At 36.8% G+C, this 12967-nt stretch carries 16 protein-coding genes and 1 riboswitch; of the genes, 13 read left to right on the top strand and 3 right to left on the bottom strand.

Annotation, left to right across the window (positions count from 1 at the left end):
• The first annotated feature begins 178 nt into the window (after window positions 1-178).
• Both IC621_RS00420 and IC621_RS00415 read left to right on the top strand, forming a co-directional pair.
• Window positions 179-1033, top strand: coding sequence for a dimethylarginine dimethylaminohydrolase family protein (locus IC621_RS00420; protein WP_191154655.1), 855 nt, complete (start codon window positions 179-181; stop codon window positions 1031-1033).
• A 114-nt stretch (window positions 1034-1147) separates the two neighbouring features.
• Window positions 1148-1588, top strand: a complete 441-nt coding sequence (locus IC621_RS00415) for a peptidylprolyl isomerase (RefSeq protein WP_191154654.1) — start codon at window positions 1148-1150, stop codon at window positions 1586-1588.
• A gap of 388 nt (window positions 1589-1976) precedes the next feature.
• Here IC621_RS00415 and IC621_RS00410 read toward each other — a convergent pair whose 3' ends face one another.
• Window positions 1977-2177 (bottom strand): cold-shock protein, encoded by a 201-nt coding sequence (locus tag IC621_RS00410; protein WP_071310659.1) that lies wholly within the window; start codon window positions 2175-2177, stop codon window positions 1977-1979.
• Window positions 2178-2865: 688 nt separating this feature from the next.
• A riboswitch (FMN riboswitch) is annotated at window positions 2866-3008 on the top strand.
• Window positions 3009-3315: 307 nt separating this feature from the next.
• Between IC621_RS00410 and ribD the strand changes: the two genes are divergently transcribed.
• The 5 genes from ribD to IC621_RS00385 all read left to right on the top strand — a co-directional run bounded on the left by ribD (window position 3316) and on the right by IC621_RS00385 (window position 7276).
• Window positions 3316-4401, top strand: a complete 1086-nt coding sequence (ribD, locus tag IC621_RS00405) for a bifunctional diaminohydroxyphosphoribosylaminopyrimidine deaminase/5-amino-6-(5-phosphoribosylamino)uracil reductase RibD (protein ID WP_191154653.1) — start codon at window positions 3316-3318, stop codon at window positions 4399-4401.
• A 10-nt stretch (window positions 4402-4411) separates the two neighbouring features.
• The gene (gene ribE / locus IC621_RS00400; protein ID WP_191154652.1) at window positions 4412-5056 is read left to right on the top strand and encodes a riboflavin synthase; all 645 of its coding nucleotides are present in this window, start codon (window positions 4412-4414) and stop codon (window positions 5054-5056) included.
• Between the two features lie 16 nt (window positions 5057-5072).
• The gene (locus IC621_RS00395) at window positions 5073-6266 is read left to right on the top strand and encodes a bifunctional 3,4-dihydroxy-2-butanone-4-phosphate synthase/GTP cyclohydrolase II (protein WP_191154651.1); all 1194 of its coding nucleotides are present in this window, start codon (window positions 5073-5075) and stop codon (window positions 6264-6266) included.
• A gap of 44 nt (window positions 6267-6310) precedes the next feature.
• Window positions 6311-6775 carry a 6,7-dimethyl-8-ribityllumazine synthase gene (ribH, locus tag IC621_RS00390; RefSeq protein ID WP_191154650.1) on the top strand — a complete coding sequence of 155 codons (465 nt, stop codon included), beginning with the start codon at window positions 6311-6313 and terminating at the stop codon, window positions 6773-6775.
• Between the two features lie 150 nt (window positions 6776-6925).
• Window positions 6926-7276 (top strand): GNAT family N-acetyltransferase, encoded by a 351-nt coding sequence (locus tag IC621_RS00385; protein WP_191154648.1) that lies wholly within the window; start codon window positions 6926-6928, stop codon window positions 7274-7276.
• A gap of 224 nt (window positions 7277-7500) precedes the next feature.
• Here the strand turns inward: IC621_RS00385 and IC621_RS00380 are convergent, their stop codons facing one another.
• Both IC621_RS00380 and IC621_RS00375 read right to left on the bottom strand, forming a co-directional pair.
• Window positions 7501-8028, bottom strand: a complete 528-nt coding sequence (locus tag IC621_RS00380; protein WP_191154646.1) for a DUF309 domain-containing protein — start codon at window positions 8026-8028, stop codon at window positions 7501-7503.
• Window positions 8029-8128: 100 nt separating this feature from the next.
• A complete protein-coding gene (locus tag IC621_RS00375; RefSeq protein WP_191154644.1) occupies window positions 8129-8224 on the bottom strand; it encodes a YjcZ family sporulation protein in 96 nt (31 codons plus the stop codon).
• A 248-nt stretch (window positions 8225-8472) separates the two neighbouring features.
• Here IC621_RS00375 and IC621_RS00370 point away from each other — a divergent pair, with 248 nt between their 5' ends.
• From IC621_RS00370 to IC621_RS00345, 6 genes are all read left to right on the top strand, one after another.
• A complete protein-coding gene (locus IC621_RS00370) occupies window positions 8473-9234 on the top strand; it encodes a segregation/condensation protein A (RefSeq protein WP_191154642.1) in 762 nt (253 codons plus the stop codon).
• Complete coding sequence (gene scpB / locus IC621_RS00365; RefSeq protein ID WP_191154640.1) at window positions 9221-9790, top strand: SMC-Scp complex subunit ScpB; 570 nt, start codon at window positions 9221-9223, stop codon at window positions 9788-9790. Before IC621_RS00370 ends, scpB begins: the two co-directional genes overlap by 14 nt.
• 286 nt (window positions 9791-10076) lie before the next feature.
• Window positions 10077-10442 carry a hypothetical protein gene (locus tag IC621_RS00360; RefSeq protein ID WP_191154638.1) on the top strand — a complete coding sequence of 122 codons (366 nt, stop codon included), beginning with the start codon at window positions 10077-10079 and terminating at the stop codon, window positions 10440-10442.
• Window positions 10443-10488: 46 nt separating this feature from the next.
• Window positions 10489-10977, top strand: coding sequence for a YpuI family protein (locus IC621_RS00355; protein WP_191154636.1), 489 nt, complete (start codon window positions 10489-10491; stop codon window positions 10975-10977).
• A 254-nt stretch (window positions 10978-11231) separates the two neighbouring features.
• A complete protein-coding gene (locus IC621_RS00350) occupies window positions 11232-12383 on the top strand; it encodes a D-alanyl-D-alanine carboxypeptidase family protein (RefSeq protein WP_191154634.1) in 1152 nt (383 codons plus the stop codon).
• Complete coding sequence (locus IC621_RS00345) at window positions 12376-12963, top strand: nucleoside recognition domain-containing protein (protein ID WP_191154632.1); 588 nt, start codon at window positions 12376-12378, stop codon at window positions 12961-12963. The genes IC621_RS00350 and IC621_RS00345 overlap by 8 nt, the downstream gene beginning before the upstream one ends.
• Window positions 12964-12967: the final 4 nt, after the last annotated feature.

Below are 12967 nucleotides of genomic sequence, written 5' to 3'. Positions count from 1 at the left end.
TAGTGCCCATAATTTTTGTTGTAAAAACATGTGGTGTGAAAAATGTTGCATCATAAATTAGACGTAATAGAATAAAATTGGTTTCAATTATATAGCTTCTTGCTATTAAAATGAAGTTTAGAAACAACGTTTTTGTGGCAAAATTTCAATAAGCCTAACTGATCAGAGGAGAATGAATATGGAAATGAGTATTAATAATGAAACGAAGGTTAATTGTCAAAGCGAGTATTTCCCTTTACATAAAGTAATCTTATGTGAACCTAAATATATGAGAATCAGTGAAATTATTAATGAAACACAGCGGAGATATAAAAAAGATAACATTAATACTAAATTAGCCCAAAAGCAACATCACCGATTTTTAGGCGAGCTTCGTATGCGAAATATAGAAACAATTTTACTTCCCCCTATAGAACGATATCCAGAACAAGTTTTTACAAGGGATATCGGGTTTACAATTGGGGAAAAACTGTTTGTATCACAAATGGGGATGAAGCTGAGGCAAGGAGAAGAGAAAATACTAATCAATTGGCTGGACGAGCAGCAAATCCCTTATTTCAATTTAAAAGAACATAGTGTAGAGGGAGGGGATGTAATCGTTGATCAAAACACAGTTTATGTAGGAGTAAGTGATAGAACCGAAGAAGGTGTAACCTCACATTTGCAGCATATACTACCTGACTATGAAATCATTTCATTACCATTAGCATCAAACATTCTGCATTTGGATTGTGTGTTCAATCCAATTTCTTCAGAGGAAGCTCTAATCTATTCACCTGCTTTAACGAAGGATGACATTGATATACTTTCGAGCCGATACAAGTTGATTGAAGTTTCAGAGGAAGAACAATTTACATTGGGTACAAATACATTGTCGATTGGAGATAAAAAGATCATCAGCTTGCCGCAAAACAAGGAAGTTAACAAAAAGCTTCGGTCTTTAGGGTATGAGATAATTGAGGTTGATATATCAGAGATTATTAAATCAGGCGGCTCATTTCGCTGCTGTACCCTTCCTTTAGTTAGGAACTAGCACTAATTCTTTTGTTTTTTTAAAGCTTTCCTATATAATATTAGAAGGAGTTATAGCATGACATCCTTACCCAGATGTTTTGTTAGCCTGTTGAAACTAGGAGGAGATGTACATATGTCTAAAAAAGGCTATTTCTTAATGGAAAATGGAGAAAAAATTGAATTTGAATTATATCCAAATGAAGCACCAGGAACAGTGGAAAATTTTGAAAAATTGGCCAACGAGGGTTTTTATGACGGTGTAACCTTCCATCGTGTGATTCCTGGATTTGTATCTCAAGGAGGCGATCCGACGGGAACAGGTGCCGGCGGGCCTGGTTATACAATTAAATGTGAGACAGAAGGTAATCCTCATAAACATGAAGCTGGATCCTTGTCAATGGCTCATGCTGGAAAAGACACAGGCGGCAGCCAATTCTTCATCGTTCATGAGCCGCAGCCTCATTTAAACGGAGTTCATACTGTGTTTGGCAAAGTGACAAACAATTTGGATGCTGCTCTAAAAATGAAAAATGGCGATACAATGAAAGAAGTTAAAGTATTTGAAGCTGAATAAAGTGCTTGACACCTGGTTAATCATATTGCCAGGTGTTTTTTAATATATGTGTCAGGACTCGACACCAAATTCCGTGACCTGGCTCGTAAGAGAGTAATAGGATCATACAGCTTTTCTCACATCAAAACTCCGCTTAATTCGTTCTATTCTCGTCTTGGGCTCATTCCAGGTAGGTAAAGACACCTTGCTTTTTTCAAATTGTTTGAAATAAGTTAAAAGATATGTCTTTAATTTATTAGGTATTCTACAAATTGTGTGGTATGCTTTATCTAACCATTTAATACCTTTTTTCATGTTACCTCCCCCATTCATTCTTGAGTGGGGATTTTTATGTCGTTTTTTCTTTTTATCCAAATAAAAAAGGACTCTAGTATAGAGTCCTCATTAATTATGCTTTGTTTACGTTAACTGCTTGAAGTCCACGTTGACCTTGCTCAGTGTCAAAAGTCACTTTTTGGCCTTCATCTAAAGATTTAAAGCCTTCGCCTTGGATAGCTGAGAAATGTACGAATACATCGTCTCCACCTTCAACTTCGATGAATCCGAAACCTTTTTCTGCGTTAAACCATTTTACTGTACCTTGTTGCATGTTTGTTGCCTCCTGTGTGGGTATACCACGATTTATTACTATCCTTGCTCAAGTAGATATCAAAGGCGAAAAGTTTAAACACTTATTCTTTCCTTACAGACCGAACAAAAATAATTCTACTTCAGAATAACAGATAATATTTGGAAAAGCAAATGAATATTAAAAAACCATTGATCATTTTTTAGTGAGTTCGTTGTTTGCATCTTTAATATGTACTATGACATCTTCAACTTCACAATTTAAAAACTTTGCAAAAATCATCAATAACTTTTATGGAATCTAATTCATCTCTACTTATTTTAGTAGTTAAAAGGTTCAATAGTTATAAATCTGATCATCACCGAGAAAAAGCAGAAGAAATACTGTAGGAGTGACGAATAGAAAAAATTAAGGGAAATAAATTGTTGGGCATTGACTTTTCCTAATAAGATGATAAACAATACTTGGTTTGGTGGGAAACGAGGATTTTAATTCCTTGCTTTTTTTTATTTTCAATGGTAATATTCTTTTCAATCAAAAGTGAAAATTCCGGTAAGTGCTTGGTAGGTTTTTGGTAGGAAATCTAATAACAACCTGAGTTTTTTCAAGATAATTAAAGGATACCTGCTAATAGAATACGCCGACCTAAACCGCAATTATAAAGCACTTTTGACAATTTGGGACATCAAAGGACAATAAAATATCGATAAGAATCCTTCGGGGCTGGGTGAAACTCCCGACCGGCGGTGATGAAGCGTAAAACGTTTCTTAGTCCGTGACCCGTTTTTTTAAACGGTGGATCTGGTGAGATTCCGGGGCCGACAGTGAAAGTCTGGATGGGAGAAGGATCAATAGCAAATGAGTCTTATTTTCAGAATGCTGTTTTCGTTAATATCATTTCCATGCATTATTTGAACGGTTTTGTTTCTTGAAGTGAGAGGTCAGATGTGAGACTAGAGTCATCGGCGATTCACCGATTGCCTTTATTTCATCGTCTTTTTATGTATAAACAGCATCAATCTCATAGAAAAAAACCATTCTGAAAATAGTAAATAGGTACTCTTATTTTGCTATGGTAAAAATTTACACAATCTCCATGCCCCGGTATTCTTTACCGGGGCATTTTTAGTGTAATTTTAGAAAGAGAGGGGGTTGGAAAATGAGAGATGATCAGTATATGAGAATGGCTGTTCACTTGGCGGAGCAGGCTTCTGGACAAACGAGCCCAAATCCGATGGTTGGAGCAGTTGTTGTAAAAGATGGCCAAATTGTAGGGATGGGCGCCCACTTAAAAGCAGGGGAACCCCATGCTGAGGTACATGCCATAAAGATGGCAGGTGAAAAAGCAAGAAACGCAACAATTTATGTAACATTAGAACCTTGCAGTCATTATGGACGTACCCCGCCTTGTGCTGAGCTCCTGATCAATGCTGGAATTAAGCGCTGTGTTGTAGCTGCAGTTGACCCAAATCCTCTTGTGGCAGGAAATGGTATCAGGATCATGGAAGACAGTGGAATTGAAGTATCTTTAGGTGTATTAGAACAAGAGGCAAAAAAGTTAAATAAGATTTTTTTTCATTATGTTAAAACAAATAGACCTTTTGTTACTTTAAAGGCTGCTTCAAGCTTGGATGGAAAGACCGCTACAAAAACAGGTGATAGCAAATGGATTACTGGTGAAGAAGCAAGGATAGACGTTCACCACTATCGCGAGCAGCATGATGCCATTTTAGTAGGTGTTCAAACCGTTTTAATGGATGATCCCAGCTTAACCTGCAGGCTTGAAAGCCCTAAAAAGCAGCCAATCAGAATCATTCTTGATTCCTATCTGAAAACTCCTGAAAATTCCAAAATTTTGAATGATCAAGCTGCAGAGACGTGGATTTTTACGACAAAAGCAGCTGGTAAGGAAAAATCAGCAAAAATCAGAGAAAAAGGGGTTCGTGTTATTGAATCTGACGAAGAAACCATCAGGATCCCTAATATTTTAAAGTTTTTAGGAGAACAAGGAATCAGTTCGGTTTTTGTAGAGGGCGGCTCGACTGTCCACAGCAGTTTTTTAGCTGCAAAAGCATTTAATGAAGTCGTTTTTTATTTTGCCCCTAAACTAATCGGAGGGAAAGATGCTCCCACTATTATCTCCGGTCAAGGTTTTCAATCGATGAAAGAAGTCCCCAACCTAACAATAAAATCTGTTTCCCAAATAGGTGAAGATATCAAAATAATCGCAGTTCCAAAAGAATGAAGGTGATATAGTGTTTACAGGAATTATTGAAGAAATAGGTCGCATTACTTCTATCAAATCAACATCTGAAGCCATGATATTGGAAATAAAGGCAAAAAATATCCTAGAAGATGTAAAGCTTGGGGATAGTATTTCAGTAAATGGAGTATGTTTGACAGTCACCTCTTTCAAAAAAGACACCTTTACTGTAGATGTTATGCCTGAAACGATGAAATCCACTTCTCTTCAATCATTGGCTAAAGCATCCCTAGTCAATCTTGAAAGGGCTATGTCTGCTAACGGAAGATTTGGCGGTCATTTTGTATCAGGTCATGTTGATGGAATTTCCAAGATTATAAAAAAAGAACAAAAGGCCAACGCAGTTTATTATACTTTGGAACTTTCCGATGAGCTAACAAGCTCTCTTATTATGAAGGGCTCCATTGCTGTTGATGGAATAAGTTTAACTATTTTTGGTTTAGAGAAGAATAAAGTAACCATCTCGATTATCCCTCATACTCATTCAGAAACGGTATTAGGTATAAAAGGAATTGGAGATATTGTCAATATAGAATGTGACATGATTGGCAAGTATATAAAAAAATTTGTTACCGCGACTAATGATACAAATGAAAGTACACTAACAGAAGACTTTTTAAAACAAAATGGCTTTTGAAAAGGAGGTTTTTTATATGTTTCATTCTATAGAAGAAGCGTTGGTGGATTTAAAGGCTGGAAAAGTAGTCATCGCCGTCGATGATGAGGATCGTGAAAACGAAGGTGATCTAATTGCTCTTGCTGACAAAGCAACTCCTGAAGTAATCAATTTTATGATTAAGCATGGGAGAGGGCTTGTCTGTGTACCGATCACAGAAGAGTACGCTGAAAAGCTGGCATTAAACCCAATGGTTGACCAAAACACCGACCCGCATGGAACAGCCTTCACTGTTAGTGTGGATTATAAAACAACAACTACAGGGATCAGTGCATTTGAGCGTTCAGAAACCATTCGAGCGATTTTAAATGAAACAAGTAAACCTTCTGACTTTAAACGTCCTGGTCATATCTTCCCGCTGATAGCCAAGGAAGGGGGCGTTTTAAGAAGATCAGGTCATACGGAAGCTGCTGTAGATTTAGCAAAGCTATGCGGTTCAGAGCCTGCTGGTGTAATTTGCGAAATGATTAAAGAAGACGGAGAAATGGCTAGAGTTCCAGATTTGGTTGTATTTGCAAAAGAACATAATCTAAAGCTTATTACAATTAAAGATTTAATCCATTATCGTAATAGAAGAGATAAATTGGTGAAAAAAGAAGTCGAAATTAACCTTCCTACTGATTTTGGTACGTTCCGTGCCATTGGGTACTCAAATGCAATAGATGGGAAGGAACATGTTGCTTTAGTAAAAGGGGAGATCAAACAGGATGAAGCCACTCTTGTTAGAGTTCACTCTGAATGTTTAACAGGAGATGTATTCGGTTCTAAGCGGTGCGATTGTGGACCCCAGCTGCATGCTGCACTTTCACAGATCGAACAAGCAGGTAACGGGGTTCTCCTTTATATGCGTCAGGAAGGACGAGGCATCGGCTTGCTTAATAAAATGAAGGCCTATAAATTGCAAGAACAAGGACTAGATACAGTAGAAGCTAATGAAGAGCTAGGATTTGCCCCTGACCTGAGAGACTATGGAATTGGAGCTCAAATATTGAGAGATCTAGGCATTTCGAAAATGAATTTACTAACGAATAATCCAAGAAAAATAGCAGGACTTGAAGGCTATGGCTTAGAAATTGAAAAAAGGGTCCCGCTTCAAATGGAAGCAAAAAAAGATAATGAAATGTATTTAAAAACAAAAATGAATAAATTAGGACACATGCTGCATTTCTAAACCTACTCATATCAAATTTATACGAAAAAACGGAGGCATTAATAATGAAAACATATGCAGGACATTTAGTTGGGACAGGACTTAAAGTAGGAATCGTTGTTTCAAGATTTAATGAGTTCATAACAAGCAAACTCCTCGGAGGAGCAGAGGACGGATTAATTAGGCACGGTGTTGATGAAGCTGACATTGAAGTTTGCTGGGTTCCCGGTGCTTTTGAAATTCCATTTGCTGCAAAGAAAATGGCAGATTCTAAAAAGTATGACGCGGTTATTACATTAGGTACGGTCATCCGTGGGTCTACAACACATTATGACTATGTTTGTAATGAAACAGCTAAAGGGATTTCGCAAGCCTCATTAACATCTGGAGTTCCTGTTATTTTTGGACTCGTCACAACTGAGACGATTGAACAAGCAGTCGAACGAGCTGGTACAAAAGCTGGCAATAAAGGGTGGGATGCTGCTATTTCAGCGATTGAAATGGCGAATTTAGTCAAAAGCTTTGACTAATTTGGCGAAAATGGTTTAAAATCACTCAAATTGTGTTTATAATGTTTTGAGGAGTGGTTTTTCATCTGCTAACAGTTAACCACATATTCGTTCAACTATTTTATTTTGCTTTCGCTATTCGGAAGGCTATTTCGCTAATGAGGGGTAACTATGTTAATTCGCTATAAAAAAAGTTTTGAAAAAATTGCAATGGGGCTTCTTTCATTTATGCCAACTGAAAAAGACTTAAAACAATTGCTGCAAACAATGAAAAGCTACGAGTCTGATGACACCCTGCAATTGTTTTTATGGAAAGTAGAAGAAGACTTTATTGGAGCAATCGGAGTTCGAAAAGTGGATGATACAACTGTTGCAATCCAACATATTACTGTAAATCCCTCTCACCGTCATCAAGGTGTAGGAAAGCAGATGGTCAATGCTTTAAAAGGAATATATAAAGATAAAACACTTGTAGCAAATGAACATACAGAGGGTTTTTTAACACATTGCGATCTAGCTTAAAATCAAGAAAAATTGAAAAGCGGATACGCTATAATGAGGTCAAGGTGAGTGAAAGACGCCTTCATATTAAAAATTGGGCTAGGCTTGGGCGGGACTAAAGAAAAGCGGAAAAACCTTGAGCTGCCACTTTGAATGCACGGTGCTGTAACAAGAAACCGACCAACGAATTTAAGCCCGTTAATATTAATTTTATGTCCTTTAATTGAAAAAAGCAGAGGGGAAATTCACTTCCCTCTGCTTTTATTCTTTAGAATACTCATTTTTTTTCGCTCTGCTATAACATCCTTCCTGTCTCTAAGCTTATGTTTATGGACTAAAAAGGAGTCTGTTAAATCACTGACTGCTCCCCAAGTTAGATTTTTATCCTTTGCTTTCTCCACACAAACGTTCATCAGCTCCCTATTATTTATAGGTAAATGAATGCTTTCATAAGGTTCGTTTTTTTGTATTGATTTTAATCGTTTAGATAAAATCTGGATCAATTCATGGTCATCTAGTCCTAATAAACGGATTTCCTCTCGTTTTGCCTGCAATATATGTAAGGCACTCTCCATCATTCTTTCCGCACCTGTGAAATTATTGCGTCTTTGATGATATAATGAAACTGCAATTTGGATCATTCCTACCCAGTAGGCTTTTCTTTTACCAGGAGGATCCTCTTTCCAATGCTCCTCTAGCACTTCATGGCATTCAAAATAATCACGGTCTGCATGAAAGTGAATGAGGTAATCTATGTATGCTTGATCAAACACCTAATCTTCTCCTCTCAAACTGCAGTTTTCTTCAGTGTATCATATATATAGGGTCTTAAAAAATGAAAGAAGTGCTCAAGACCTGAGCACTTCAAATATTTTAATATAACCAAGCAGCTCCAACGATTATCAACAAAATAAATAATACGACGATTAACGCAAATCCGCTTCCGTAATTGTAACCTTTATCTCCCATTCCTAAAAACCTCCTTCATGTATTTCTACAATTGTATAATATGTGTATTTTGAATAGGTGTATGGGCGTCTGTCCCGGATTCCTAAATTTTTAATTAAACAAGGTATGCTGTAATGTCGATCATCAAAAAATCATTGGACATAAACATTTTATGTTCTATACTAAAGGGTAGCTAAAAAAGTGAAAAAGTACGATAATATAAAAAATATAAGAACATAACGTTTTCGTTTAATAATGGTGGGATTAGCTTGGAATATCATGTGAAAATTGCTGCATTTGAAGGTCCGTTAGATCTATTGCTGCATTTAATAAATCGGTTGGAAATTGATATTTACGATATACCAGTATCTGAAATAACAGAGCAATATTTAATATATATCCATACAATGCAAGAATTGGAGCTTGATGTTGCTTCAGAATATTTAGTCATGGCAGCAACGTTATTGTCTATTAAAAGCAAAATGTTATTACCAAAGCAAGAAGAAGAATTATTTGATGACGAGTTTATGGAGGAACCTGAAGAAGATCCCCGTGACGAACTAATGAGAAAACTAATTGAATACCGCAAGTACAAGGAAGCTGCAGAATCTCTTAGAGATCGAGAGGGAGAACGGGCACTTGTGTACACAAAGCCTCCAAGTGATTTGAGCCATTATGCGACTGATAAGCAATCAGACAATCAAACACTTAATGTCTCCATTTATGATATGCTCGGGGCTTTTCAGAAGGTACTAAACAGGAAAAAGCTGCAAAAGCCTATACAAACTAGAATTTCAAGACAAGAAATTCCCATCGAAAAAAGAATGGAAGAAATTGTTAATAACTTAAAAACCACTCGTACAAAAAAGAATTTTTATGAGTTGTTTCCGAGCAGCCAGAAGGAATATTTGGTCGTAACTTTTCTTGCTATCCTTGAGTTACTAAAAATTAATGCTATTGTGATTGAGCAGGAAAATAACTTTGGCGACCTTTTCATCAAAGGGAGTGAGCAGGAACATGAAAATAATTGAATGGATGGCGATCACTGAATCACTGCTTTTCGCTGCTGGAGATGAAGGTCTATCCATGAAGCAGCTCATATCAGTATTAGAACTCAATGAAGAGCATATCGAGCAAATACTCCGTGATCTAAAGCAAGAGTATAAAAGAAGTGAGCGGGGTATTGAGTTAATAGAGGTAGCAAACGTATACCAACTGACAACAAAAAAAGAACATGCCGACTACTTAAAAAAATTAGTCGAAACCCCTGTGAATAACTCACTATCTCAGGCAGCACTTGAAACGTTAGCTATTGTAGCGTATAAGCAGCCGATAACAAGAACAGAAATTGAAGAAATTCGCGGTGTAAAGACAGAAAGACCAATCCAAACTCTTGTCTCAAAAGTGCTGATAAAAGAGGTTGGTCGTGCAGAAGGAACAGGTCGTGCAATATTATACGGGACCACAAAGGAATTTCTTGAACATTTCGGACTTAAATCTATATGCGAGCTGCCGCCCCTATTGGACAAAGAGATCGACGATAATCTTCAAGAAGATGCAGATCTTTTTTTTGAAAAATTCGGGTGAAACGATCGAGGAAATGAAATACTTCAAGCAAATATGCCTTATTTATGATAAAATATCAGTAATTAAGTTCTTTTCTCCTTAGGAAGAAAGAGCTTTTTTACAAACTATTAGCATAGCATTTCGGGAGTTCGAGTTTCTTCTTGAACAAATGTGAGGTGAAACTGAAGTAATCGATATCGATTGCCCTTATTTAAAGGCCTCTTTTATGTTATTAGCAGCAACCTCTTAGAAAAGACAAGTGAAAAACGACTTTATCCCTTTTCAAGGATTCTAGGAGCGTGGTTTGGTGATTGTTAAACATTACCAAGGGATTGAACTGGTAAAAGAACGTTCTAATTCACCTGAGGAGTTCTTTAATCTTTCACAGGTAACTTATGAAGAAAAGCAAGTATTAAAGACATTTTCAGTTTTATATTTACGCTACTTTGAAGAAAAATTAATCGAAGAAAAACCTGATTTTCAGAAATCTATTATTGAGGACTTTTCTGAAAAAGGGACTTTTAAAGATTTATTTGCATTAACAATATTAGCGAATAATGGAAAATTTACAACTCGCAAGCGTTTGTACATAAATGATTATGACGAATTTTTAGCCTATGTAACTGAAATGAATCTGAAAGAAGTAAAGATGTTATTAAATCATAAAGTTTAAAAGAAAAATAGAGCTTTTGTTGAAAGAAAGGGTGTCTATTATTTAAATGGGTAATGATATGGTAAGATCTCAAACAATACAGGTAGGAGATTTTTTAAACAAAGCAGTAATATATTTATCTGAATACTTAAATGAAATAACAATATCTTCTCTGCAAACAGAGGAAACTGGAGAAGAAAAGTATTATAAAGAGCTTCTTAGCAATCTACGCCGCTTAACTGTGTACTGTGAAGAAGGGTATGAAGCTTGTCAAATGATTTTACAAAGTACTCCTTTCCGAAAGCCAGCAGCAGAAAAAACACTTTATCGTATTTACCATACTTGTGTAGAGGAATTCTTTAATCCAAAGCATGATGTTTGGTATGAAGACAGCCGATCTGCTTATACTGGAAAAAATGCGATCAAGTTTAGAGCAGGTACCCCTCTGTCGTTAAAAAAGTTAATGGCGACACTTGAAAGTGAATTCCAAATAATCCGGGAAGAGCTTGAATTTTATGAAACAGATTACCGTACGAAAATGATTCAATCTAAATAACCCAAAAAACGACCAATTTGGTCGTTTTTTTTATCGTTTCAGAAAGTTAAAGATGATTAAAGTGTTAACGTATTAAAGTTGTCATCGATGTCCAGCGCAGGCGGACAGAACGTCCTAGTGTAGGCAGGCATAAGGACTTGACGTCTTTGCCGGCCAGGCGGCATACTCTTTTCTTGCCCATATATAATTTTTTCATTCATAACGAGTGTACAAGCGCATAAACTTGTACAAAACATATAAGGGACGTGAGCTTAGTGCAGCTATGGAGAAGGTGGTTTTTTCTGCTATTAATTTCATCACTTTTATTATCTTATTTGCCTAATCATGTGAAAGCTGTTGGAGTCAGCGCTAAAAGCGCTATTTTAATAGAGCAAGAGACTGGAAGAGTATTATTTGCTAAAGATGAGCATACAAAACGCAGGATTGCCAGTATCACGAAAATCATGACTGCAGTCCTGGCGATTGAATCCGGGAAACTAGAAGAAAAAGTGAGAGTCTCAAGCAAGGCAACACAAGCAGAAGGGTCCTCGATTTATTTACATGAAGGGGAAAAGATTCTTCTTGAGGATCTTGTATATGGTTTAATGCTCCGGTCAGGTAATGATGCTGCTGTGGCCATTGCCGAGCATGTTGGCGGAAGCTTAGAAGGGTTTGTCTATTTAATGAATCAAAAAGCCGAACAAATAGGGATGTTAAACACAGAATTTGCAAATCCCCATGGCCTCGACGATCATGAAAATCATTATTCCACAGCTTATGACATGGCAATATTAACAAAATATGCAATGAGCTTGAAAGAATATAAAAAGGTTGCGGGGACGAAAATTCATAAAGCCCCTAATCCAAATGAAAAGTGGGACAGGGTATGGAGAAATAAAAATAAACTGTTAACAGGGCTTTATGAATATTCAACAGGTGGGAAAACAGGATATACAAAACGTGCCAAAAGAACGTTGGTTTCAACTGCAAATAAAGAAAGCCTTAATTTGATAGCCGTAACAATAGATGCTCCAGATGATTGGAATGATCATATGAACCTATTTGAAACAGCTTTTAACGATTATGATCAAATTAGAATTAAAGAAAAAGGATGGGTACAGGGAATAGATAACCCTTTTTATGATCATAAAGTTTTTATTAACAGAGATTTAAATTATCCTTTAACCAAAGAGGAAAAGCAGCAGCTTCACATTCAAATTGATTTGATTGAGCCGAAAAAAAAGTGGAAAAAACCCGAAGAAGTTCCTGGCATTGTAGGCAGCATGTCTGTTCTATTAGAAGATGAACGAATCATGGAGGTCCCTATATACTTTGATAATGATAAAACAAGAAGCCCGGAAACCAGCTTCTGGGATACCTTTAAGAAGGTTCTTTGGTCCACAACTGGATCTGTGAGCAATGGTTAATATTATTTGGGTGTTACTTACCGTTGTTGGGGTTGTATTTGCGATGTTCAATGGAACGATGGCACAAGTAAATGAGGCTGTCTTTAAAGGGGCCCAGGATGCTGTAACGATTTCATTTGGGCTAATAAGTGTTTTAGTCTTTTGGCTTGGGATAATGAAAATTGCAGAAAAAGCGGGACTGCTTGAAAAATTGTCTGCCCTTTTTAGACCATTTGTGCAAAGACTCTTTCCGGAAATACCTCCAAACCACCCGGCGATGGGATATATTTTATCGAATATGATGGCGAACTTATTCGGATTAGGAAACGCAGCTACACCGCTTGGAATTAAAGCAATGGAACAGATGAAAAAGTTGAATGGAAATAAAGCAGAAGCAAGTCGTTCGATGATTACTTTTTTAGCCATAAATACTTCAAGTATTACCTTGATACCCACAACAGTTATTGCTGTAAGAATGACTTATCATTCTGCATCACCTACTGAAATTGTTGGCCCGACTTTGTTAGCAACCATCTTATCAGCAGTGGGAGCTATATTCATAGACCGCTATTTCTACCGGCGAAGAAAGAATAAAGGGTGAGAAC

It is taken from the genome of Metabacillus arenae (genome assembly GCF_014773385.1).
Classification (GTDB): Bacteria; Bacillota; Bacilli; order Bacillales; family Bacillaceae; genus Metabacillus_D; species Metabacillus_D arenae.
Note: the sequence above shows the minus strand (reverse complement) of the source record. Positions and strands in the feature narration are given on the sequence as shown.

Excerpts from the sequence above, each read along its gene's own strand:
- IC621_RS00420 (WP_191154655.1), top strand. The coding sequence starts at position 179 with ATGGAAATGAGTATTAATAATGAAACGAAGGTTAATTGTCAAAGCGAG.
- IC621_RS00415 (WP_191154654.1), top strand. The coding sequence starts at position 1,148 with ATGTCTAAAAAAGGCTATTTCTTAATGGAAAATGGAGAAAAAATTGAA.
- IC621_RS00410 (WP_071310659.1), bottom strand. The coding sequence starts at position 2,177 with ATGCAACAAGGTACAGTAAAATGGTTTAACGCAGAAAAAGGTTTCGGA.
- ribD (WP_191154653.1), top strand. The coding sequence starts at position 3,316 with ATGAGAGATGATCAGTATATGAGAATGGCTGTTCACTTGGCGGAGCAG.
- IC621_RS00395 (WP_191154651.1), top strand. The coding sequence starts at position 5,073 with ATGTTTCATTCTATAGAAGAAGCGTTGGTGGATTTAAAGGCTGGAAAA.
- ribH (WP_191154650.1), top strand. The coding sequence starts at position 6,311 with ATGAAAACATATGCAGGACATTTAGTTGGGACAGGACTTAAAGTAGGA.
- IC621_RS00385 (WP_191154648.1), top strand. The coding sequence starts at position 6,926 with ATGTTAATTCGCTATAAAAAAAGTTTTGAAAAAATTGCAATGGGGCTT.
- IC621_RS00375 (WP_191154644.1), bottom strand. The coding sequence starts at position 8,224 with ATGGGAGATAAAGGTTACAATTACGGAAGCGGATTTGCGTTAATCGTC.
- scpB (WP_191154640.1), top strand. The coding sequence starts at position 9,221 with ATGAAAATAATTGAATGGATGGCGATCACTGAATCACTGCTTTTCGCT.
- IC621_RS00355 (WP_191154636.1), top strand. The coding sequence starts at position 10,489 with ATGGGTAATGATATGGTAAGATCTCAAACAATACAGGTAGGAGATTTT.
- IC621_RS00345 (WP_191154632.1), top strand. The coding sequence starts at position 12,376 with ATGGTTAATATTATTTGGGTGTTACTTACCGTTGTTGGGGTTGTATTT.